We start from the raw sequence: 22,124 nt of genomic DNA, 5'->3' as shown, positions 1-22,124 counted from the left end.
GCACGCGCAGACAACACAACACACCGGAGACACACATGCCCGCACGCCACGCCATGGCTGCGATGGCCCTTGCCATTGCAGCCTCATTTGCCCACGCCCAGGTTTCGGACGACAAGGTCAAGATCGGCTTCGTCACCGACATGTCGGGCGTGTATGCCGATCTGGATGGCCCCGGCGGGCTGGAAGCCATCCGCATGGCGGTGGCCGACTTTGGCGGCAAGGTGCTGGGCAAGCCCATCGAGGTTCTTTCTGCCGACCATCAGAACAAGGCCGACGTGGCGGCTTCCAAGGCGCGCGAGTGGATCGACCGCGAAGGCGTGGACGTGCTGTTTGCGGGGCCCAACTCGGCCGCCGGTCTGGCCATGAACCGCATCGCGGCAGACAAGAAACGTGTGTACGTCAACCTGGGCGGCGGCACACCGCGCCTGACCAACGAGGAATGCACGCCGTACACCGTCCATTACGCCTACGACACGAACGCCCACGTGCGCGGCACTATCGGCGCGCTGCGCAAGCAGGGGGTGAACGCGTGGTACCTGCTGTCGGTGGACTACGCCTTTGGCAAGGACATGGACGCCGAATCGCGCCGCGTGATCGCCGCGGGTGGCGGCAAGGTGGTGGGCGGCACGAGGCACCCGCTGGGTGCGCCTGACTTCTCGTCCTACCTGCTGCAGGCCCAAAGCTCCGGCGCGCAGGCCGTGGCGCTGGCCAACGCGGGCGGCGACACCATCAACGCCATCAAGGCCGCCAAGGACTTTGGCCTGGACAAGAAAATGCGCGTGGTCGGCCTGGTCATGACGATCGACGAAATCCACGCGCTGGGCCTGCAGACCGCCCAGGGCATGCAGCTGATCGACCCGTGGTACTGGAATGCCAGCGAGGCCGCGCGCAAGTTCGGCGAACGGTTCTATGCCAAGTTCAAGAAGATGCCGAGCGCACTGCAAGCGGCAGACTACTCGGCCACGCTCACCTATCTGAAGGCCGTTCAGGCGGCCGGCACGGATGATTCCGACCGCGTGATGGCCAAGCTCAAGTCGATGAAGATCGACGACATGTACACCCAGGGCGGCTACGTGCGCGCCGACGGCATGATGATCCACGACATCTACCTGTTCGAGGTCAAGAAGCCGTCGGAGTCGGCGCGGGCCTGGGATTACTACAAGCTTGTGCAGACGATTCCGGGTGAGCAGGCGTTCAATACGCTGGCGGAGTCGGCTTGCGCGATGGTCAAGAAGTCAATGTGAGCCCGGCGCATCCGCCGGCGGCGTATCGCCCCGGCGTGATGCCGAACGTTGCGCGAAACCGGGCGATGAACGCGCTGACGTTGTCGTAGCCGAGATCGAGCGCCACCGTTGTCACCGCTGCGCCGGCGGCCAGCCGTTCCAGTGCGCACATCATGCGCAGCCGATGGCGCCAGGTCTCGAATGCGTAGCCGGTCTCGACGGCAAAGCGCCGGGTGAGCGTGCGCGGGGCCACGGCGGCCCAGTCGGCCCATTCCTGCAGGCGCCGGGTATCTGCAGGATCGGCAATAAGCGCATCGGCGATCTTGCGCAGTCGCGTGTCGACGGGCATCGGCAACGCCGTGGGCGCCGGGGCGAGCGCGCGGATTTCATCGGCAATCACCGCCGCGATGCGCTGCTGCTTCGGGTCGAGCGGCGCCTCCGTCCACGTCGCCGCACGCGCGATGGCGGCGCGCAGCAGCACAGACATCGACAGCGTGCAGGGGGCGCCTGGCAAGTCTTCGCATGCATCAGGCGCAAGGTAGACGGCCCAGCCGACGAACGGCCCATGCGTTTGCGCACCGTGCGTTACGCCGGGCGGAATCCATACCGCCTGCGCTGCAGGCACCACACAACGGCTTGCGCCCGTCTGCACGGTCAAAACGCCAACATCCGTTCCGAACAACTGCCCGCGCGCATGACTGTGGGGTGCGGTCGCGCGCGGCGCGGCGCTGGCCTGGTCCACCGCGTAGATCCATCGACCACCAGCCGAGTGCACGCGCGCAGTTGGAAGAAGCGGTTTGGAAGACATGGCTCAAAAAGCGTATTGATTGGCGGTGATCACGGAGTAACGCCAAGCTACCCGCTCTACAGTGGCGTGGTCAATGACCCAGGAGCACACAGACCATGCGTCCCGAAGATGTTCTTCCCGACACCGCCAGCCATGCCGACTTCGATGGACTGACCATCCGCAAAGGCACGGTGGCCGCCTTCCTGGCCAACGCGCAGGCTTGGCTGAATCCCGACATCGATTGCGCCCAGCGTGCCGAGGCGGCGCAATTGATGCGCGAGGCGGTTCCCGCGCTCGATGCCCTGGGCGTATTCGCCATCCTGGAGGTGCGAGACGCGGCGCTGCGCGCGTTGATCACGCGCTGGCAGACCGAGTGCCCTGCAAGGGGCGTGCAAGAGGGGCGGAACGCATAACCAAAGACAAAAACGGTCGTTCGCACGCTGAAGGGCACACCCTATGCTCGCCGGAGATCAATCCTCCGGAGACGCAACGATGACGCAGCAATCGCTGACCACAGCCCCTGCCTGGAAACTCGACACCGTGGCTGTCCATGGCGGCTACAGCGCGGACCCGACCACCCGCGCCGTGGCGGTACCGATCTACCAGACCGTTGCGTTTGCGTTTGACGACACACAGCACGGCGCCGATCTGTTTGACCTGAAGGTGCCGGGCAACATCTACTCGCGCATCATGAACCCGACCAACGATGTGCTGGAGAAGCGCATCGCCGCGCTCGAAGGCGGCATCGGGGCGCTTGCGCTGGCGTCGGGGCAGGCGGCCGTGACCTATGCGATCCAGACGATTGCGGAAGCGGGCGACAACATCGTCTCGGCCAGCACGCTGTACGGCGGCACCTACAACCTGTTCGCGCACACGCTGCCGCAGTCGGGCATCACCACGCGGTTTGCCGACCCGCGCGACCCCGCTTCATTCGAAGCGCTGATCGACGATCGCACCAAGGCCATCTTTGCCGAGACCGTCGGCAACCCGCTCGGCAACATCACCGACATTGCCGCGCTGGCCGAGATCGCGCACCGCCACGGCGTGCCGCTCATCGTCGACAACACCGTGCCGACACCGTACCTGGCGCGGCCCTTCGAACATGGCGCCGACATCGTCGTGCATTCGCTGACGAAGTACCTGGGCGGCCACGGCACGAGCCTGGGCGGCGCGATCGTCGATTCGGGCAAGTTTCCGTGGGCCAAGCACAAGGCGCGCTTCAAGCGGCTGAACGAGCCGGATGTCAGCTACCACGGTGTCGTCTATACGGAAGCGCTCGGCGATGCGGCGTACATCGGCCGCGCCCGCGTGGTGCCGCTGCGCAATACCGGCGCGGCGCTGTCGCCGTTCAACGCGTTCCTGATCCTGCAGGGCATCGAAACGCTGGGCCTGCGCATCGACCGCATCACGCAGAACGCGGCGCAGATCGCCCGGCATCTGCGCGGCCACGCCAAGGTGGAGTGGGTCAACCACGCCAGCCTGGACGATCACCCCGACCACGGGCTCGTGCACAAATACCTGTCAGGCAAGGCGCCCGGGCTGCTCACGTTTGGCGTGAAGGGCGGCTTTGCTGCCGGGGCGCGTTTTCAGGATGCGCTGCAGTTGTTCACACGGCTGGTGAACATTGGCGACGCCAAGTCGCTGGCAACGCATCCGGCATCGACCACGCACCGGCAGCTGTCCGAGGCGGAGCTTGCCAAGGCCGGTGTGCGTCAGGAGACGATCCGGCTGTCGATCGGCATCGAGCATATCGATGATCTGCTGGCCGATCTGGATCAGGCGCTGGCGCGCGCCTGATGCCGGAGCGCGGTCAGGCGTTCACTGCCGGCCGCGCACCCAGCGGAACACCACCGCCAGCACTACCAGAAACGGCACACCCACCACCAGCGTCATCCGGAAATCAAGCATCCAAGCGGTGCTCACGATGATGACCGCCATGGCGATCGCGCCAAGCGTGGTCAGCACCGGAAAGCCCCACATGCGAAAGCGCAAGGCGCGCCCCTCGCGCTCGGCGGCCCGCCGGAAGCGCAAGTGCGTCACAAAGATGACGAACCACGTGAACAGCGCACCGAACATCGCCAGCGACATCATCAGCAGGAAGGAGTGCCCCGGCAGCACCACGCTCAGCACGGCCGCCAATGCCGCACCGGAGCTGGACACCACCAGCGCGCGCAACGGCACGCCGCGCTGGCTCACCGCACCCAACGCCTGAGGCGCCTGTCCGCCCCGCGCGAGGCTGAACAGCATGCGCGTCGATACATACAGCTGCGCGTTCATCGACGACAGCGCCGCGGTCAGCACCACGAAGTTCATCACGCCCGCACCCCCGGCAATACCGAGGATTTCCATCACGCGCACGAAGGGGCTCTTGCCCGTGCCGGCCTGCTGCCACGGCACGACGGCCAGCATCAGCGCGAGCGTGCAGAGGTAGAAGAACACCAGCCGGAACAGCGTTGAGCGGAAGGCGCTGGTGGCGGCGGCTTCGGGCTCGCGTGCCTCGCCCGCGGCCACGGCAATCAGCTCGATACCGAAGAAGCTGAAGATGCTGACCACCGCGCCGAACCACACGCCATTCCAGCCGTGCGGCAGGAAGCCGCCCGCGCTCACGTAGTTTTGAAAGCCGATCGGGCCGCCATCGGGTGCGCGATAGATGGCGTAGCTGGCCACCGCCAGAAACGCGACGATGGCCACCACCTTGATCATCGAGCACCAGTATTCGGCCACGCCAAACACGTCGACGCTGCTGGCATTGATCCACACCAGCATGGCCGAGAACCCGACGATCCACACCCACGCCGGCACGCCCGGAAACCAGTACGCCATGTACACCGCCACCGCGGTCACTTCTGCGCCGATGACGAAGACGACGGCCGCCCAATACGCATAGCGCACGAGGAAGCCGGCAAGCGGGCTCACGTAGTGCTCGGCATAGGCGCCGAAGGAGCCGGTGGTCGGATGCGCCACCACCATTTCTGCAAGGCAGCCCATGAGCAGCAGCGCGATGAACGCCCCGATGGCGTAGCTGGCAATCACACCCGGGCCGGCCAGTTGAATGGCTGCACCGCTGCCCAGGAACAAGCCGGTGCCGATCGCGCTGCCGATGGCGATCATGGTGAGTTGCGCGGAAGAGAGGCGGTGCTGCAGGCCGCCTTCGCGTGCGGCCAGCGCTTCGAAGCTGCCGGTGGCCTTGGTCATGGTGTGCTGTCCTGATCTGAAGAAGGGCGCGGATGCGCAGAGGCCATCCGCTGGAAGCCGCGCATTTTACGCGGGGGGAGGGGCGTGGGAGGGGCGCCCTTCATTCATCGCGCCCGTCGCATAGTTGATCGAAACATTCCATTTCACCGATCAACGAAAGCTTTCTAGAGTTCTGCGCACAACCACACAACAGCCCGCAGACCAGGTTGCTTAGGCTGCGCGCCAAGAAGAGCGACCCACCAACAGAGGAGACCAAACCATGAAGCTTCCGATTCTGGGAGGCACGCTCGCGCTCGCCTGCGCGTTGGCCGCTTGCGGCGGAAATTCGGATGACGGCCCGCCAGCCCCCGTGGCGAGCACAGCTTCGGCGCCGGCCTATCGCATCACGATCAGCAAGACCGAGCCGGTGACGGGCACGTACGGCAGCGTTGGCGCGTACGAGAAGATCACCGGCACCTTTACCGGCGAAGTCGACGCCGCCGATGCACGCAACGGCATCATCACCGACCTCAAGCTCGCGCCCCGCAACGCCCACGGCAAGGTGGAATACACCTCGGAGTTCGTGCTGTTCAAACCGGTGGACATGTCCAAGGCCAACGGCGTGCTGCGCTATGACGCGCCCAACCGGGGCAACATCGTCAATCTCGATCCGTACTTCGCGTCGCGCGGCTACGTCTTCCTGTCGGCGGCGTGGCAGGGCGACGTGCCGGAAAGCGCTGGCCGCGTGACGTTGACGGTGCCGGTTGCGAAGAACGCCGACGGCTCGTCCATCACCGGTACCTACCGCGCCGAACTGCTGCCCACGGTGTCGACCACGGCGTCGTTGACCTTGCCTGGCGGCGCGTTCAACGCAGCGATGGTGCCGTACGCGCCGGCCAGCCTCGACAACACGCAACCCGGCTACGTGCTCACGCGCCGCATCAACGAGAGCGATCCGCGCCAGCTCATTCCCGCCACCGACTGGAAGTTCGCCCAATGCAGCAGCACTGTGCCGTTTCCCGGCACGCCGGACCCGGCCAACATCTGCGTCAAGGGCGGGTGGGACCCGCAATATCTCTATGAACTCGTCTACGTTGCCAAGGACCCGAAGGTAATGGGCCTGGGCTTGGCCGCCGTGCGCGACATGGTCACGTTCCTGCGCCGTGCACCGGCCGACGCGTCGGGCGTCGCCAACCCGGTCGCGGGCGCCATCCGATACGCCATCGGCTCGGGCGTCTCGCAATGCGGCAACTTCATGAAGACGTTCATCAACTTGGGTTTCAACCAGGCTGCCGACGGCTCAAAAGTGTTCGACGGCGTGTTCGCACAGATCGCCGCGCGGCAGACCAACATCAACATGCGCTTTGCCGTGCCGGGAGGCGGCGGGGGCGTGCGTGCCGATCACACCGCGTTTGGCCAGGGCGGCCGGCGCGGACTGGCGAAAGACTATGTCGATGATGTGGCGGGCCGGCAGGGCGGCATCATGACCCGCTGCGATGCATCGGGCACGTGCCCGAAACTGTTCGTCGGCTTCAGCGGGACGGAGTTCTGGACGCTGCAGGGCTCGCCCATGTTGACCGACGCGTTCGGGACCAAGGATCTGGTCCAGCCCGACAATGCACGCGTGTATTACTACGCCAGCTCGCAGCATCTGCTGGGCGCGCCGTCTGTGCCGGCTGCCTCTGCGGCTTCGGTCTTTGGGCCGGCGTACAACGCGCTGTACGCCACCAACGGCAACACCGGCGTGGTGCCGGTCATCCGGGCGCTATATCAGGATCTGGAAGACTGGGTCGTGCGGGGCACGCAGCCGCCCGACAGCCAAGTGCCGCGCATTGCCGATGCCACGCTGGTTGCGCCTGAGCAGGTTGCGTTTCCGGCGATTCCGGGCGTGACGTATACGGGGTTGGTGAACACGTACCACCTGCTTGACTGGGGCGCGCAATACACGCCGCAGGATGAAACCGGCATTGCCACGCAGGTGCCGCCGGCATACCTGGGCCGCGACTACGCCATCCTCGTGCCGCAGGTGGACGCCGACGGCAACGACATCGCCGGCATTCGCAGCGTGGACGTGGCCGTGCCTCTGGCCACCAACACGGGGTGGAACATGGTCAACCGACCGGGCATCGTCGATCAGGCGGGGCTGGTGGGGTCATTCTTCCCGTTGCAGAAGACGGCGGCTGCGCGCGCCAGTGCGAATGATCCGCGCCCTTCCATTGAAGAGCGCTATGGCACGCAAAGCGGTTACGTGGCGGCCGTCACGGCGGCGGCAAGCAGTCTGGTGGCGCGGCGTTTCCTGTTGCAGGCCGATGCGGATGCGGCGGTTGCCTACGCCACGGCGCATCCGGTGCTGCCGTAAGTCGCGGGGTCACACCACCGCCAGCTTTGGCCGCTCCTGTCTGGGCATGACCACGTTGCGGCCGGCGGCCTTGGCTTCATACAGGCGTCCGTCGGCCAGCCGAACGAGGTCCTCCAGTGTGTCGTCTTCGGCGGCAACGCCCGAATGCACAGCCACGCCGATGCTCACCGTCAGCTTGCCGTACGCGCTTCCCGCGTTGGGCTCGTCGGCGGCCAAGACAGCGGCCCGAATGGCTTCAGCCACGCGCACGGCGCCGCTGAGGTCCGTATTGGGCAGCACGGCGCAGAACTCTTCGCCGCCGTAGCGGCCGGCAAAGTCGCCGGGGCGCTTGATGCTGTCGTTCACGCAGCGCGCCACGGTGCGCAGCGCGGTGTCGCCGGCGGCGTGGCCGTAGCGGTCGTTGTAGCGCTTGAAGTCGTCCACGTCGATCATCAACACCGCCATCGGCGTGTGATGTCGATTGGCCCGGCGCCATTCCACATCGAGTGCGGCGTCCAGCGCGCGGCGCGTGCCGAGGCCTGTCAGGCTGTCCGTATTGGCCAGCAGATGCAATTGCTGCTCCATCTCGAACCGTTTGCGCAGCTGCTGCGCAAACAGGATCGACAGCGCCATGAACACCGCATCGAGCATCAGCACGATGCCGCCGATCACCCACGCACGCTGCCACCACTCGGCGTAGATGTCTTCGGTGGCGAGCCCGACGGTGACGATCAGCGGGTGGTCGCCGATATGACGGAAGCTGAACAGCCGCTCGATACCGTCAATGCCCGCGACGTCCACATAGGAGCCTTCCGGCGCGAGCAGCCGCTTCTGGAACGCGGTGGCATCGGCCAGGCTGCGGCCGATGAGCTTTTCGCTGTACGGGCGCCGCATGAGCAGCGTGCCGTCGGTGCGGATCAGCGTGACGGTGGCGTGGGGCCCCAGGTTGATGCCGTCGAACAGCCGCCGGAAGTAGTTCAGCCGCAGCGTGCCGACCACGATGCCGTTGAATTCGCCGTGCGGGCCGTTCAGGCGCCGGCTGAGTCCCAGCGATCGGTCGAGGCCGGTCGCGCGCGGCATGAAGGGCTCGCTGATATACAGCCCGACGTTGTCGGAGCCCTGATGCACCTGGAAATAGTCGCGGTCGCCCAGGTAAATGCGCCGGGGCGGCACCGAACGCGAATCGAGGACCACGTCGCCGGCCTTGTCGGTCACCAGCAGCGAACCCAGGTCCTGCGCATTGGTCGAGCGGTCGAACAGCACGAGCTGGCGAACGTTGGGCGGCAGCGCCAGCATGGCGGGATCGCGCACGCCGTCGATCACGGCCTGCAGCGAGAGGTCGTACACCTCGATGTTCCGGGCGATGTCGCGCTGCAGGATCAGCGAGAGGTTGTCGGCGGCATCGCGCGCGCGGGCCAGGGCGTCCGTGCGCATTTCCCACAGCGACAGCGCGGTGAGTGCGGCAAGCATCAGCGAAAGCACTGAAGCGCCGATGATCAGTAGAGAGGGCCGCCGCAGGAATGCACCGGTGGCGCGCTGTAAAGGCATGCGCAGAATTGTGAAAATATTGAAAAAGGTCGCCTCAATTGTGTACCGGACTCCACCTTCCTACGCAATACTATCTAAGACCTTTTCCGTAGAGAAAACGTTTGCGGACGCGCATTCGATCCCGTTTGTGCAACGTTTTTCGGAGCGGCTGGCTCACGGCTTGCTGAGTATGGGCTGAGTGCCGCACCTGCGGCGCCGTGCACGCCCCACGACCGACATATGCCCATGCCGCCCTCCGTGTCATCCTGTCAAACCGGCTTTGCCTATTCTGGGTAAGCATCCTTGGAGAACGCCATGCCCGAGTCAGATGATCGCGCCTCACCCACGCCGACGCCCGCCAATCCGCATCCGCCCGTGGCCGATACGCATGAAGAGGCGCTGCTCGACGAAGGCATCGAGGAAACCTTTCCGGCCAGCGACCCGGTTTCCGTCGATGCCGGCAAGCCCGATGTGCCGCCCAAGCCGCCGGAGAGCGCGCCCAAACCGTAAAATGCACAAACGCGTGTCAACGGATCGGCCACTTCAGCCGTATTACGTTGACCGCCCACAGCGTGCGAATCCAGCACACGCGCCGTTTGCGGCGCGAGTCGGGAGAACGCCGGCGCGCGCCGCGAGCCCGTGCCGATAGGCCGAGGTCCAATCAAGAAGTCGATAACGTCCGAAGTGTGAGCTTCGGGGGGTTGGTCTGCCGCGCTCTTCCGCCTCCGGGTGTCCGGATTCGCATGTCGCTTCGACCCGGCACTCCGCCCAGCCAGCAGGATTTCGTTTTTCACCATGCCTGACGCCGCGTCCAACGACGCCAGTCCAACACCCCGCCGACCATCGGCCCACGCTGCACCTGCCGCGCCCGCCACGCCTGTCCGACCCGATTCGGGCCTGGGCCTGGCCGGCTGGATCGTGGTCGGCGTGGTGCTCGTGCTCGGCGCGCTTGTGTTCGACAGCCTGTACGCGCTGCTCGACCACGTGCACTACGCCGACATGGTCGCCGCGCTGCAGGCCACGCCACGCTCGCACCTGCTGCTGGCTGTGCTGGCCACGGCGCTCAGTTACGTCGCCCTGACCGGCTACGACGCGTCCGGCCTGCGCTATGCCGGCGCGCACGTGGCCCCCGCCACGGTGGCGACCACTTCGTTTATCGCTTATGCGCTGGGCAATACCGTCGGCCTCGGTTCGTTGACGGCCGGTGCGGTGCGCTCGCGCCTGTACACGGCGGCCGGGGTCGATGCCGCCCGCGTGACGGAGGCGGTCGCGTTCGATGCTGGGGCGCTGGGCGTGTCCACCACGGCCTTTGGCGCGGTCGGGCTGCTGTGGGGCGCGCCGCACATCGCTGCAATTGCGCATTTGCCGGCAGCGCTGCTCGAAGTCGTGGCACTGCTGGTGCTGGCCGGCGTCGTGGCGTTGCTCGTACTGTGCATGCGTCAGCGCCATGTGACGCTGTTCGGCCGATGGGAAATCCGCCTGCCGCCGCCGGGCCTGGCCGCGCGTCAGTTTGCGATCTCGGCGGCGGACATGATCGCGGCGGCGGCCGCGCTGTGGGTACTGATGCCGGCCGGCGCGGTCGATCTGCCGACGTTCGTGGCGTTCTACGCGCTGGCGGTCACGCTGGGTGTGCTGAGCCAGAGCCCCGGCGGCCTGGGCGTGTTCGAGGCGGTCATCCTGCTGGGCTGCAGTGGCCAGGCCCCGCCGGCCGAGGTGCTGGCCGCGCTGCTGTTCTACCGCGTCATTTATTTCCTGCTGCCGCTTGTCGTGGCTGCCGCCATGCTCGGCGCGTTCGAGCTGCGTGCCGGCGCCGGGGCTCCGTTCGGCCGCGCTGCGGTCAAGCTGTCGCCGGGGCTGCTGGCCGCGCTGACGATGGTGGCGGGCGTGATGCTGCTGATCTCGGGTGTCACCCCGGCCAGCGACGAGGCGGAAGACCTCCTGCGCATGCACGTGCCGCTGTTCGTGGTGGAAGCCTCGCACATGATCGGCAGCGTGGCGGGGCTGATCATGCTGTTTGTCGCGCGCGGGCTGCTGCACCGGCTGGACGCCGCGTGGTGGGCGGCGCTGGTGCTGTCGCTGCTGACCGGCGTGCTGGCGCTGCCCAAGGGCATTGCCGTGTCGGAGATGGCGGTATTGGTGACGCTGGCGGTGCTGCTCGTCATCTCGCGCCGGCAGTTCGACCGGCCGTCGTCGTTGTTCTCGCAGCGGCTGGAGGCCGGATGGCTGCTTGCCATGGTCTGCGTGTTTGCGGCGTGCGTGTGGATCCTCTTCTTCGCCTACCGCGAGGTGGCCTACGCCAACCAGCTCTGGTGGCAATTCACGTTCGACGGCGATGCGCCGCGTTCCATCCGCGCGCTGATGGCCGTGGCCGTGACGGGGCTCGGCTTCGGCATGTGGCAGCTCTTTCGCAAGGAGCCCGGCGTTACGACCTTCCCGAGCGACGAAGAACTCGCCCGCGCGGCCGAGATCGTCCGCAAGCAGCCCGCGGCCGATGCCACGCTCGCGCTGATGGGCGACAAGAGCCTGCTGTTCTCGCCGTCGGGCAACGCGTTCATCATGTACGCCAAGCAGGGGCGCTCGTGGGTGGCGTTGTCCGACCCCGTGGGCGCGCAGCAGGAATGGCCCGAGCTGATCTGGCGCTTTATCGAAATGGCCGACGCGCATGGCGGGCGCGCCGCGTTCTACAAGACGCGGCCGCAGACGCTGTCGCTGTATCTCGATGCGGGGCTGCGTGCCTACAAGCTGGGCGAAGAGGCGTATGTGTCGCTGCCGGAGTTCAGCCTGAAGGGCTCGCGCCGCGCCAACCTCCGCCATGGCGTGACGCGCGGCGAGCGCGAAGGGCTGTCGTTCGAGATCATCCAGACGGCGGAGGTGCCGACCGTGCTCGACGAATTGCGCGCCATCTCCGATGAATGGCTGCGCAATCAGAACGCGCGCGAGAAGGGTTTCTCGCTCGGCGCATTTGAAGACCGCTACATCTGCAGCCAGCCCGTCGCCGTGGTGCGCCGCGAGGGCGTCATCCTCGCGTTTGCCACGCTGATGTGCCCCGACGTGCTGCGCATCGAGGCGAGCGTCGACCTGATGCGCTATCGCAGCGACGTGCCGCCCGGCACGATGGATTTCCTGTTCGGCAAGGTCATCCTCCACTTCCAGGCGCAGGGGTATCAGCGTTTCGGGCTGGGCATGGCGCCGATGTCGGGCATGGTTGAGCATCAGCTTGCGCCGCGCTGGCATCGCTTCGGACGGATGATGTTCCGGCACGGCGCGCGCTTCTACAATTTCAGAGGGTTGCGCAATTTCAAGGACAAGTTCGAGCCGGTGTGGGAAGCCCGCTACCTGCTCGCACGTGGCGGTATTGCGCCGCTGTTCACATTGACGGACGTCGCTGCGCTGATCGGCGGTGGCTTGAAGGGAGTGATCTCCAAATGAGTTGGCAAGCACCGCGCACGCAAGAGGCGCGGCATCGGGGAGTGCTACGCAAAGGCTTGCGTTGGGTCGGGCATGTGAGTGCGGTCGGCATGGCGCTGGCCATGTCCTCGGTCATCGCCGCCGATGCTCCGGCTGCAGCCAAGCCTGCGCCCGCGCAGGGCCCGGTTCTGGTGCCGCCCGTCGGCATGACAGGGGCGAGTGGTGTCGTGGCAGTGCCGCCGCGCGGTGATATGCCGCCTCGGCTGCAAATGAGCGGGGCCGCCGTGACGGCCAACAAGGCCGCCAATGGCGGCGTGCTGTCGCTGCCGGTGGTGGCGCCCGCCACACCCGCCGCCGCACCGGGCGCGGTCGAGTTCGTCACGCATGGGCGTTTTCGCGATGTGCCGGTCTACAAACCGAAGGGCGAAATCCGCTCCGTCGTGCTGATGCTGTCGGGCGATCTGGGCTGGACGCCCGCCGCATCGCGCATGGCAGAAAGCCTCGCCCAGCAGGGCGCATTGGTGGCAGGCCTGTCGACGCCCGCGCTCTTCGCAAGCCTGGAAGCCGACCCCGGCGATTGTGCGTTCCCCGATGGCGATCTTGAAAACTTCAGCCGCTTCCTGCAGGCCTACGAGAAGGTGCCGGGCTACTACCCGCCCATCCTGGTTGGCGACAACGAAGGCGGTGCGCTGGCCTACGCCATGATTGCCCAGGCGCGCCCGAACATCTTTGCCGCCGCCATGTCGATGGAGTTCTGCCCCGTGCTGGAGCTGCGCAAGCCGCTGTGCAAAGGCGAGGGTGTGCACTTCAGCCGCCGCATGAGCGAGAGCCGCACCACGGCCAAGCGCGTCAAGCCGCCTGAAAACGCCGGTGTGGTCCTGCTGCCGGCCACGAAGTTGTCTGCGCCGTGGGTGGCGCTGCAATCGGCCACGCCGACGTCGTTTGCGCGGCGCTCCGGCCCGCTGTGCGAAGCGCGTGCCACGCAAGCCTTCATCGATACGATTTCGGGTGCGCAATCGCTGGTGTTGCCGGCCGCGGCACAGGCGTCCAGTGCGCCGCCCGTGACCGCCGTCGAGCCGTTCAAGTCGGCCTTCGCCAAGCTCGTCGCACAACGCAAACCGCCGCCCCCGCCGCCGCCCGCAGCGGTGTCCGACCTGCCGATCATCGAAGTGCCCGCGCAGCCCGGTACGTCGTCCGAGCTGTTCGCGGTGCTGCTGTCGGGCGACGGCGGCTGGGCAGGGCTGGACAAGGAGGTTGCTGCTGCGCTGTCCAAGTCGGGCGTGCCGGTAGTCGGCATCGACTCGCTGCGCTACTTCTGGACGCCGCGCACGCCCGCTTCGGCTGCGGCCGACATGGACCGCCTCGTACGCTTTTACGCCGCGCGCTGGAAGAAGCAGAAGGCGTTGCTGATCGGCTATTCGCAAGGCGCAGACGTGCTGCCCTTCATCGTCAACCGGTTGCCGGCGGCGTCGCGCGAGCATGTTGCGCTGGCCGTGATGATGGGCCTGGGCAAGCGCGCCGATTTCGAGTTCCACATGACCAACTGGGTGTCGAGCAGCGCGTCCGGCCTGCTGATCCTGCCCGAGGTGCAGAAGCTGCCGGCAGGCATTGGCATGTGCATCTACGGCAAGGAAGAGAAAGACACCAACTGCCCGGGCCTCGACCCGAAGCAGGTGCAGCTCGTGAAGCTGCCGGGCGGCCATCACTTTGATGGCGATTACGCTAAGTTGGCGCGCATCATTCTCGAAGGTGCGCGCGTAGCGGGCAACGCCCCGCGTTAGTCTGCCGGCGCCGGGGCTGACGGTGATGCCGTGGCCTTGTCGACCTGGGCGCCAGCGGGTGTGCTCGGCGCTGCCGCCAGCGACTGCACACACTCGTCCACGCTCAATTCGTGCAGCATCTCGGGGCGTAGCGTGTTGTCGGTCGCGCGCTGCAAGACGGTCAATGCGCGCGGCTTGAGCCGCACCAGCATCAGTTGCAGGCCGCGCGCCGCGCATTCGGCGGCAAAGATGCGCAGCGCTTCGATGGCCGAGCCGTCCACGTCCGGCGTTTCTTCCAGGCTCAGCATGATGGTGCGCAGCGCGGGCTCGTGCGGCTGTTGCAGCATCGCGCGCACCTTGCCGAGCACGCGTTCGGTATTGGCGAAGAACAGCGGCACCTCGGGCCGGATGATCAGCACCCCCGGCAGCGGCTTGGCTTCCGGATGCAGAGACACATCGACGAAATCGTGGCTCTCGCGCAGGCGGCCGAGCACGCTCACGTTGGGCTCGGAGAGCTGGCGCAGGGTGAGCAGCAGGCTCACGCCGATCGCGGCCAGCAGCCCGTGCAGCACGCCCAGCACCAGCACGGCGAGCAACGCGGCAATCACCACCAGCCGATCGCGGCGCCACGCCCAGTACGGTTTGAAGACGGCCGGATGCAGCGAGTGGCTGACTGCAAAGATCACGATGGCCGCCAGCACCGGCTCGGGAATGCGCGCGAGCTGCGGCAGGAACAGCCACACGATCAGCGCGACCACGGCCGCCGCGCACAGCCCGGCCAGACGCGATTGCGCGCCCGCGGCTTCGTTGGCAGACGTGGCTGAGTATCCGGCGCCGACGGGCATGCCGTGCAGCAGGCCGGAGAGCAGATTCGCGCAGCCGAGTGCGACGAGGTCCCGGTTGGCCGAGATGCTGTCGCCGTGCTTGAGCGCGAAGTTGCGGATCGAACCGTAGGACTCGGCGTAGAGGATCAGCATGAGTGCGAAGCCGAGTTCGGCGCTTTGCATCCATTGCGCGCGACCCAGGTCGGGCACGCCGAAGCTGATGTTCTGCAGGTCGATATGGCCGACGACGGCAATGCCGTGCGCGTGCCAGTCGACCCAGTAGCCGGCCGCGATGGCCAGCACGATGACGACCAGCGTGGCCGGAATGCGCCCCCAGCGCCCAAGGCCGAAAAGCAGGGCAAGTGCGACGGCGCCCAATGCTGCGCTGTACGGATTGGCGCCAGCCGCGCCGGCGATGAGGTCGAGCGCAACGCGGGGCGTGTCGCTGTGATGAACCGCCACGTCGAGGATCTTGGGCAGCTGCTTGATGGCAATCGTCAGGGCCAGCCCGAACGTGAAGCCGCGCAGCACCGGCCGCGCGATGAAATCCGACATGCCGCCCAGCCGAGCCGCACCGGCCAGGATGAACAGCACACCCGTGGCGATGATGAGCGCCGCCGCCATCGTGAGCGCCGTCGCACCGCTGGCCCCCGGTTCCGACAACACCGTGGCAAACAGCACGGCCGCTGACGACGACGTGGCCGAGACAATGGCAAAGCGGCTCGTGCCGAGCAGCGAATAAACCACTAGGCCGCACATCAGCGCGATCAACCCGGCTTGCGGCGGCAGGCTTGCGATGCCCGCATAGGCAACGGCTTCGGGCAGCAACAGACCTGCAATCGAGAACCCGGCGATGACGTCGCGCACGACCCGCTGCTGTGGCGGCTGGGGCGGCGCATCCAGCGGGGCGAAGCTCTCGGGGTGTTGCAGGGCGGCGGCGGGATGTTCGGTGCTCGGCGGCATGCGACGCGGTGATCAGGCTGAAATGGAAGACGCCGCGACCCGGTGGGGCCGCGGCGTGCGGGCGGGCGTCAGGCGTGCCTTACTTGGTGCAGGCCTTGCCGCGGCTTGGGCGGATGCCGGCGGCCTTGGCATCGGCTTCGGTCATGTATTCGCCCTGCTTGGTCTTGCCGTAGTAGCGATCGCCCGGGCAGTGGTAGACCTTGGTGCTGGCATTGGCCCACACCTTGTCGGGGCCACCGCCGGGGGCAACGGTGGCGGCTGCTGCGGCCGGTTTGGCCGGCGCTGCGGCTGCGGGTTTGGCTGCGGGCGCCGGAGCTGGAGCGGGTGCTGCGGCAGGTGCAGCCGGCGCTGCAGCCGCAGGTTTGGCGGCAGCCGGAGCGGCAGGTGCTGCTGCGGGCGCGGCCGGCGCGGCTGCCGGGGCACCGCCTGCGCTGGCTTTCTTGTCGACTCCACCATGGCCGCGGCAAGCGCCCTTGAGCGTCGCGCCGCTGTAGGGCGTGCCGTCCTTGCAAACCGCATGAACGGCCGCCGGGGCGGCTGCCGGTGCGGTGACAGGTGCAGCCGTGCCCTGCGCAAACGCCGACCCCATCACCAGCGCACCCATCGAAAACATCAACGCAGACAGTTTCATAACGAGACCCTCAACGAGGCACGGAGATACGTGCGTGATCGATTAACGCTGGCCGACAGCGCGCGTTGACCAAACCGAGGGTTTGTCAGAAGACAAACGCCGCAACGTTGATCATTCCGCAACAGTCGACGTCGCCTGTAGGCGCAGACGGGCAATGCGGCGTCGGCGCCATCCCAGCATAGGCAACATCAGGCGGCCCGGCGAAGTTTCAGGCGAACACGTCGACACCCTGCACCAGCCGCTTGGCCAGGCGTGGCTGCCGTAGCTGCTCAAGCCACCATTGCAGTGCGCGGCCTTCGCCGTCGCCGTCCCCTTGACCTTTGCCGCTGCGCCAGCCGACGTAGAGCAGGTTCGGCTCGCGCGGATCGGTGGTGCGCTTTTCCACCAGCTCGCCGCGCGCAAGCAGGGAGGCCACGCGGTGCCTCGGCAGCCAACCGACGCCCAGGCCGTCGCGCTGGGCCAGCGTCTTGGCGCGCATGCTGGGCACGGCCAGCGTGGGCTGCCCGCTGAGCATGCCGTAGGCGCGGCCGGCGGTGGTGCGCGCCGAATCGGCCACCACCACGGCGCGATGCCGGGCGATTTCCTCGCGCGTGAGCGGCGCGTCGATGGCGGCAAGCGGATGCCGAGGCGACACGGCAAACACCCATTCCACCACCCCCAACTCGAACCACCCGAGGTTCGGGATGGAAGGCGGCTCGTTGGTCGCCCCGATGACGAGATCGGCACGGCCATCGCGCAGGGCCTCCCAGGTGCCGGCCAGCACTTCGTGCGTCACGCGCAGCGCCACGCCCGATTGCAGCGCATCGAACGCGTGCATCACGGGCATGAGCGATTCGAACTCCAGCAGTTCGTCCGTCACGATCCACAAGCGGTCTTCCCAGCCGTTGGCCACCTGCCGCACGCGCTGCGTCACGCGCGAGACGTCCTGCGCCAGCCGCGCGGCTTCTTCCACGAGCAGTTGCCCGGCGGGCGTGAGCTGCAGCCGGTAGCGGCGCCGGTCAAACAGCAGGGCGTCGAAGCGCTGCTCCAGCTGCCGTGCGGCGTACGACACGGTCGACGGCGCCTTGCCCAAGTGCGCTGCCGCACGCGACAGGCTGCCGGTTTGCCGGATGGCTTCCAGCAGCGCCAATTCTTCGTCCGTCAACATGTGCAATTCCTTCGAACGTGTTCATCGTCCGGATCGTATGGCAAACCGCTTGCCCGCGTCCACACTGCAGTCACGCGATTGTTCAAGTTCAACTTTCCTACTGGAGGACATCATGAATCGCTTCGAAGGCAAGACCGTTCTGGTCACTGGCGGCAACAGCGGTATTGGCCTGGCAGCCGCCCAGGCATTTGCGCGGGAAGGCGCCCGCGTGGTCATTACCGGCCGCGATGCGGCAGCGCTGGAAACGGCGCGCGCCACGCTCGGCACGGTGGGCGGCAATGCGGCCATCGCCATCCGCAATGAAACCGGCACCGTGGCCGCCGCACGCGAGCTGAACCGTCAGCTGCAGGAGGCGGGTGTGCGTCTGGACGCCGTGTTCATCAATGCCGGCATGGCCAGGTTTGCTGCCGTCCCGGACGTGGACGAAGCCCTGTGGGATGCGACCTTCAACGCCAACGTGAAGGGTGCGTTCTTCCAGATCCAGGCGCTGCTGCCCATTCTCAACAAGGGCACGTCGATCGTGCTGAATGGCTCCATCAACGCGCACATCGGGATGCCGAATTCGTCGGTCTATGCGGCGAGCAAGGCTGCGCTGATTTCGCTGGCGAAGACGCTCTCGGGCGAACTGATCGGCGCGGGCATCCGCGTGAATGTGGTCAGCCCCGGCCCGGTCACGACGCCGCTGTACGGCAAGCTCGGCCTGGATGCCGACACGCTATCGGCCACCGCCGCACAGATCCAGAGCCAGATCCCCTTGGGCCGCTTTGGTCAGCCGGAAGAGATTGCATTGACGGTCTTGCACCTGTCGGCACCCGAATCGGCCTTCATTGTCGGCACGGAAATCATTGCCGACGGCGGCATGAGCCAGCTCTAACCCAATCCTTGTTACGGCGTGCCGCACACCGCGTGCGGCACGGCTGGAGATCATCATGAAGATTCTTCCCAACCTGGTGCGCCACCTGGGCGCTGCCCTCATCGGCCTGGCGGCGCTGCAAGCGCATGCCGCACCCGCCGTGCATGACCGCATGGTCGACGCCGCGGGCCTGCAGATTCACACGCTGCAGGCCGGCAACGGCTCCGAAACCCCCGTTGTGCTGCTGCATGGCTATGCCGAGACCAGTCACATGTGGCTGCCGCTGATTCCGCGTCTGGCCGACCGCCGCGTAGTGTTGGCTCCAGACCTGCCGGGCGCGGGCACCTCGTCGATTCCCGCGTCGGGCTTCGACAAGACGACGCTCGCGCAGGATATCCACGCCATGGTGCAGGCCATGGGCTATCGCAAGGTCAAGCTGGTCGGCCACGACATCGGTCTGATGGTGGCGTACGCCTATGCCGCGCAATACCCCGACGAAGTGGAAAGCATCACGCTCATGGACGCCTTCCTGCCCGGCGTGGGTGATTGGCAGAAGGTCTGGCTGCTGCGCGACCTGTGGCACTTCCACTTCTATGGCGACACGCCGCTCAAGCTGGTGCAAGGCCGCGAGCGCATCTACTTCGAGCACTTCTGGAACGACTTTGCGGCCGATCCCAAGCACTCGGTGCCCGAAGCCGACCGCCAGTTCTACGCGCGCACCTACGGCCAACCCGGGCGCATGGCGGCAGGGTTCGAATATTTCCACGCCTTCCCGAAGGATGCGGTGGACTTTGCGGGCTTTGCCAAGACGCCGCTCAAGATGCCGATGCTTGTACTGGCGGGCGAAAAGGCTTCCGGCGCCTTCCTGATCGAGCAGGCTCGGATGGTGGCGACCAACGTGAACGGCGTCACCATCAACGGCGCCGGCCACTGGCTGATGGAAGAGGCGCCCGAGGCCACCATGACCGAGCTGGTGCGTTTCATCAACGCTCCGCAAGCCGAGACCAACATGCGTTCGCGCGCGGCCGACTGAGTTGTGTAGGGTGAATTCGCTCACGGAATTCACCCCACGCTTTGCCACGTGCTCTACGAATTGCGCGGGTTTCGCCGGCAGACGGGCGGGCGAATCACCTGGACCGAACAAGGGCCCGGGGCAGCGTGTTGACGGGCAGGCACAGGACTGCGGTCAGCAGTGCCAGGCTCATATGGCAGAGGTAGAGCGCATTGAAGTCGGCGCGCTGCAGACCGGTGCCGCCGAGCAGCAGCACCGTCAGGGCGACGCCCATGACGGAACCGATTTGCCGTATCGCCTGGTTGATTGCGCCGCCGACCGCGTAGTGCTCGGCAGGCAAATGACTGACCGCGGCCCCCGACAGCGACGGCAGCACCATGCCAACGCCCACGCCGCTGAGCAGCATGCCGGGCAGCCAGTGGGTCAGGTAGGCGGGAGTCAGGCCGGGCACCAGCAAAAACCAGACGGCACTGCTCGCATAGAGCACGCTGCCCGCGACCAACAGTGGGCGATGGCCATGCCGGCTCGCGATCCGGCCGGAGAGCATGGCCACCGGAATCACCAGCAGCGGCCCTGGCGTGATGGCCAGCCCCGCCACCGGCAGCGAGTAATGCCAGATCGACTTCATGTAGAAAAAGAAGCCGAAGAACATCATCGAGAACGCCGTGCCGAAGCTCAACGTGGCGAGATTGACGTATCGGTAAGTCGGGTTGCGAAACAGCGTCAAATCGACGAGCGGCGCCTGTGCAACGCGAGCCCACGCCACAAATCCGACGATGCACGCGAGCCCGATGGCGGCAATCCCGAGGAGTTCATCGCGCGACCATCCCGGCGACTCCGATTGCACGATGGACAGCGCCAAAGCCGCTGTGCCGATCATCAGCAGGCCCATCCCGAACAGATCCAGCGGGCGTTTGGTGCCGTGCTGTCTTGTCTCGACGAGAAGGGTGGCGCCACGCCACATCGCCGTCAGGCCCAGGGGCACGTTCAGATAGAACGCCCACTGCCAGCCGATCGATGCGATCACGAACGCCCCGAGGCTTGGGCCCACCGCAGCGGCCAGCGCACCGACCGCGCCCCACAGGCTGATCGCCACCGCGCGCTTGCTGACGGGGAACGCCGCCAGCACGAGCGAGAGCGACGCGGGCGTCAGCAACGCTGCGCCAACAGCCTGCAGCACGCGGGCTGCGACGAGCCACCCGACACTCGGCGACAGGCCACACGCAACGGACGCCGCAAGGAACAATGCGACACCGATCAGAAACACCTTCTTGCGCCCATGCTTGTCCGCCAATCCGCCCGATGGAATGAGCGTTGCCGCGTACGCTACGGTATAGGCATTCAGCACCCACGAAAGGTCCGCTGCCGTGGCGTGAGGAAAGCCAGCGCGTAAAGCGCTGAAGGCGGCGAACAGCATCGTGCCGTCCATCGAGACCAGAAACACCGCCACGCTGGCGATCCAGAACACTGGCCACGGCGATGCGGTGTCGGTCTGTGTGGTGGGCAACGCCGCGGTAATCGTGGCAGATGCTCCGGGTGCTGCGCTGTCGAGAGGCGTCATGGGATTCTTCCGATGTCGACGATGGGCCGCCGGGTCTGTTTCAGGTAACACGCTCGAGCTGCAGCTTCAGTCTCAGGACAGGCCGAACGTCTTCCTCAAGCCCGAGTCCACCGGGCCTGACGGCATGAAGCGGCGCAGCCTGCTCAGCAGCGTCGCCTCGCCCTTGGGCGTGCGGCGCATCTTCCATGCACCGAGCGCAGCCTCGACGACCGTGCTCGCGACGCTATCGGCCTCCGGAGCCTTTTGAACACTCGTTCGAATCGTCTGCGAAACTGCGCCGCGCTCCGCGTCGTAGGCCGAGACCTTGGCCGCCACATCGGGCGCGTTGGCGTCCAGGCTCGTCTTGGTGAACGAGGGCTCGACCAGCGCGACACGAATGCCGAACTTGCGCACTTCGTGATCCAGCGTCTCCGACATGCCTTCCACGGCATGTTTGGATGCCGAATACAGGCCCATGTAGGGCGCAGGCAGAAAGCCGAGCACCGAGCTGATATTGACGATCCGCCCCGAGCGCTGTGTGCGCATGTGGGGCAACACTGCTCGCGTGGTCCGCAAGATGCCGAACACGTTGGTGTCGAACAGCGCCTGCGCTTCGGCGATCGACGTTTCTTCGGTCGCACCCAGCAGCGTTACGCCGGCACTGTTGACCAGCACATCGATGCGCTTGGCCAGCGCGATGATGGTCTGGAAGGCGCGCTGAACCGATGCTTCATCGCGGACGTCCATCTCGACCAGCTCAACGCCCGGCAGCGGGTGCGCTCGGGCGAGGTTGCGCACGGTGCCGAAGACCCGGCAGCCTCGCAGGGCGAACTTTGCAGCGGTGGCACGGCCAATGCCTGAAGACACGCCGGTGATGACGACAACGTTGGAATTCGACATGGCGATTTCTTTTTCAGTGAGTGAAAACGTGCGGTGG

At 66.5% G+C, this 22,124-nt stretch carries 17 protein-coding genes; 9 read left to right on the top strand and 8 right to left on the bottom strand.

Annotated elements, in window-relative coordinates:
• Positions 1-35 precede the first annotated feature (35 nt).
• On the top strand, positions 36-1,244 hold the full coding sequence (locus N511_RS0111285) for an ABC transporter substrate-binding protein (protein ID WP_027679385.1): 1,209 nt from the start codon (positions 36-38) through the stop codon (positions 1,242-1,244).
• Here the strand turns inward: N511_RS0111285 and N511_RS0111280 are convergent.
• Entirely contained in the window at positions 1,228-2,031 is an 804-nt protein-coding gene (locus N511_RS0111280) for an AraC family transcriptional regulator (protein ID WP_027679384.1), read from the bottom strand. The two genes, N511_RS0111285 and N511_RS0111280, sit on opposite strands and share 17 nt — an antisense overlap.
• A 95-nt stretch (positions 2,032-2,126) precedes the next feature.
• Between N511_RS0111280 and N511_RS24130 the strand changes: the two genes are divergently transcribed.
• Both N511_RS24130 and N511_RS0111270 read left to right on the top strand, forming a co-directional pair.
• On the top strand, positions 2,127-2,423 hold the full coding sequence (locus tag N511_RS24130; protein WP_051530907.1) for a hypothetical protein: 297 nt from the start codon (positions 2,127-2,129) through the stop codon (positions 2,421-2,423).
• 79 nt (positions 2,424-2,502) lie between these two features.
• Positions 2,503-3,807 carry an O-acetylhomoserine aminocarboxypropyltransferase/cysteine synthase family protein gene (locus N511_RS0111270; protein WP_027679383.1) on the top strand — a complete coding sequence of 435 codons (1,305 nt, stop codon included), beginning with the start codon at positions 2,503-2,505 and terminating at the stop codon, positions 3,805-3,807.
• A 21-nt stretch (positions 3,808-3,828) separates the two neighbouring features.
• On the opposite strand, the gene N511_RS0111265 is transcribed toward N511_RS0111270, so the two are convergent.
• Positions 3,829-5,205 carry an amino acid permease gene (locus tag N511_RS0111265; protein ID WP_027679382.1) on the bottom strand — a complete coding sequence of 459 codons (1,377 nt, stop codon included), beginning with the start codon at positions 5,203-5,205 and terminating at the stop codon, positions 3,829-3,831.
• Positions 5,206-5,464: 259 nt separating this feature from the next.
• Here N511_RS0111265 and N511_RS0111260 point away from each other — a divergent pair, with 259 nt between their 5' ends.
• A complete protein-coding gene (locus tag N511_RS0111260) occupies positions 5,465-7,543 on the top strand; it encodes an alpha/beta hydrolase domain-containing protein (RefSeq protein ID WP_051530906.1) in 2,079 nt (692 codons plus the stop codon).
• A gap of 9 nt (positions 7,544-7,552) precedes the next feature.
• On the opposite strand, the gene N511_RS0111255 is transcribed toward N511_RS0111260, so the two are convergent.
• On the bottom strand, positions 7,553-9,070 hold the full coding sequence (locus N511_RS0111255) for a sensor domain-containing diguanylate cyclase (protein WP_027679380.1): 1,518 nt from the start codon (positions 9,068-9,070) through the stop codon (positions 7,553-7,555).
• 294 nt (positions 9,071-9,364) lie between these two features.
• Here N511_RS0111255 and N511_RS0111250 point away from each other — a divergent pair, with 294 nt between their 5' ends.
• The 3 genes from N511_RS0111250 (at position 9,365) to N511_RS0111240 (ending at position 14,238) form a co-directional block, all read left to right on the top strand.
• Entirely contained in the window at positions 9,365-9,559 is a 195-nt protein-coding gene (locus N511_RS0111250) for a hypothetical protein (protein WP_027679379.1), read from the top strand.
• A 285-nt stretch (positions 9,560-9,844) separates the two neighbouring features.
• A complete protein-coding gene (mprF, locus tag N511_RS0111245) occupies positions 9,845-12,478 on the top strand; it encodes a bifunctional lysylphosphatidylglycerol flippase/synthetase MprF (protein ID WP_027679378.1) in 2,634 nt (877 codons plus the stop codon).
• Complete coding sequence (locus tag N511_RS0111240; RefSeq protein WP_027679377.1) at positions 12,475-14,238, top strand: virulence factor; 1,764 nt, start codon at positions 12,475-12,477, stop codon at positions 14,236-14,238. The genes mprF and N511_RS0111240 overlap by 4 nt, the downstream gene beginning before the upstream one ends.
• Here the strand turns inward: N511_RS0111240 and N511_RS0111235 are convergent.
• The 3 genes from N511_RS0111235 to N511_RS0111225 form a co-directional block, all read right to left on the bottom strand.
• Positions 14,235-16,004 carry a SulP family inorganic anion transporter gene (locus N511_RS0111235; protein WP_027679376.1) on the bottom strand — a complete coding sequence of 590 codons (1,770 nt, stop codon included), beginning with the start codon at positions 16,002-16,004 and terminating at the stop codon, positions 14,235-14,237. The genes N511_RS0111240 and N511_RS0111235 overlap by 4 nt on opposite strands.
• 79 nt (positions 16,005-16,083) lie before the next feature.
• On the bottom strand, positions 16,084-16,635 hold the full coding sequence (locus N511_RS0111230; RefSeq protein ID WP_027679375.1) for a sunset domain-containing protein: 552 nt from the start codon (positions 16,633-16,635) through the stop codon (positions 16,084-16,086).
• 208 nt (positions 16,636-16,843) lie between these two features.
• Positions 16,844-17,782 carry a LysR family transcriptional regulator gene (locus N511_RS0111225; RefSeq protein ID WP_027679374.1) on the bottom strand — a complete coding sequence of 313 codons (939 nt, stop codon included), beginning with the start codon at positions 17,780-17,782 and terminating at the stop codon, positions 16,844-16,846.
• Between the two features lie 112 nt (positions 17,783-17,894).
• On the opposite strand from N511_RS0111225, the gene N511_RS0111220 reads away from it, so the two are divergent.
• Both N511_RS0111220 and N511_RS0111215 read left to right on the top strand, forming a co-directional pair.
• Positions 17,895-18,656 carry an SDR family oxidoreductase gene (locus N511_RS0111220; protein ID WP_027679373.1) on the top strand — a complete coding sequence of 254 codons (762 nt, stop codon included), beginning with the start codon at positions 17,895-17,897 and terminating at the stop codon, positions 18,654-18,656.
• A 55-nt stretch (positions 18,657-18,711) separates the two neighbouring features.
• Complete coding sequence (locus tag N511_RS0111215) at positions 18,712-19,668, top strand: alpha/beta fold hydrolase (RefSeq protein WP_027679372.1); 957 nt, start codon at positions 18,712-18,714, stop codon at positions 19,666-19,668.
• Between the two features lie 94 nt (positions 19,669-19,762).
• On the opposite strand, the gene N511_RS0111210 is transcribed toward N511_RS0111215, so the two are convergent.
• Both N511_RS0111210 and N511_RS0111205 read right to left on the bottom strand, forming a co-directional pair.
• Positions 19,763-21,208 (bottom strand): MFS transporter, encoded by a 1,446-nt coding sequence (locus N511_RS0111210; RefSeq protein ID WP_027679371.1) that lies wholly within the window; start codon positions 21,206-21,208, stop codon positions 19,763-19,765.
• Positions 21,209-21,280: 72 nt separating this feature from the next.
• Positions 21,281-22,087: an oxidoreductase gene (locus N511_RS0111205; RefSeq protein WP_027679370.1), complete on the bottom strand. Its 807-nt coding sequence runs from the start codon at positions 22,085-22,087 to the stop codon at positions 21,281-21,283.
• Between the last annotated feature and the right edge of the window lie 37 nt (positions 22,088-22,124).

Origin of the sequence: Ralstonia sp. UNC404CL21Col (genome assembly GCF_000620465.1) — a bacterium.
Classification (GTDB): Bacteria; Pseudomonadota; Gammaproteobacteria; order Burkholderiales; family Burkholderiaceae; genus Ralstonia; species Ralstonia flatus.
Note: the sequence above shows the minus strand (reverse complement) of the source record. Positions and strands in the feature narration are given on the sequence as shown.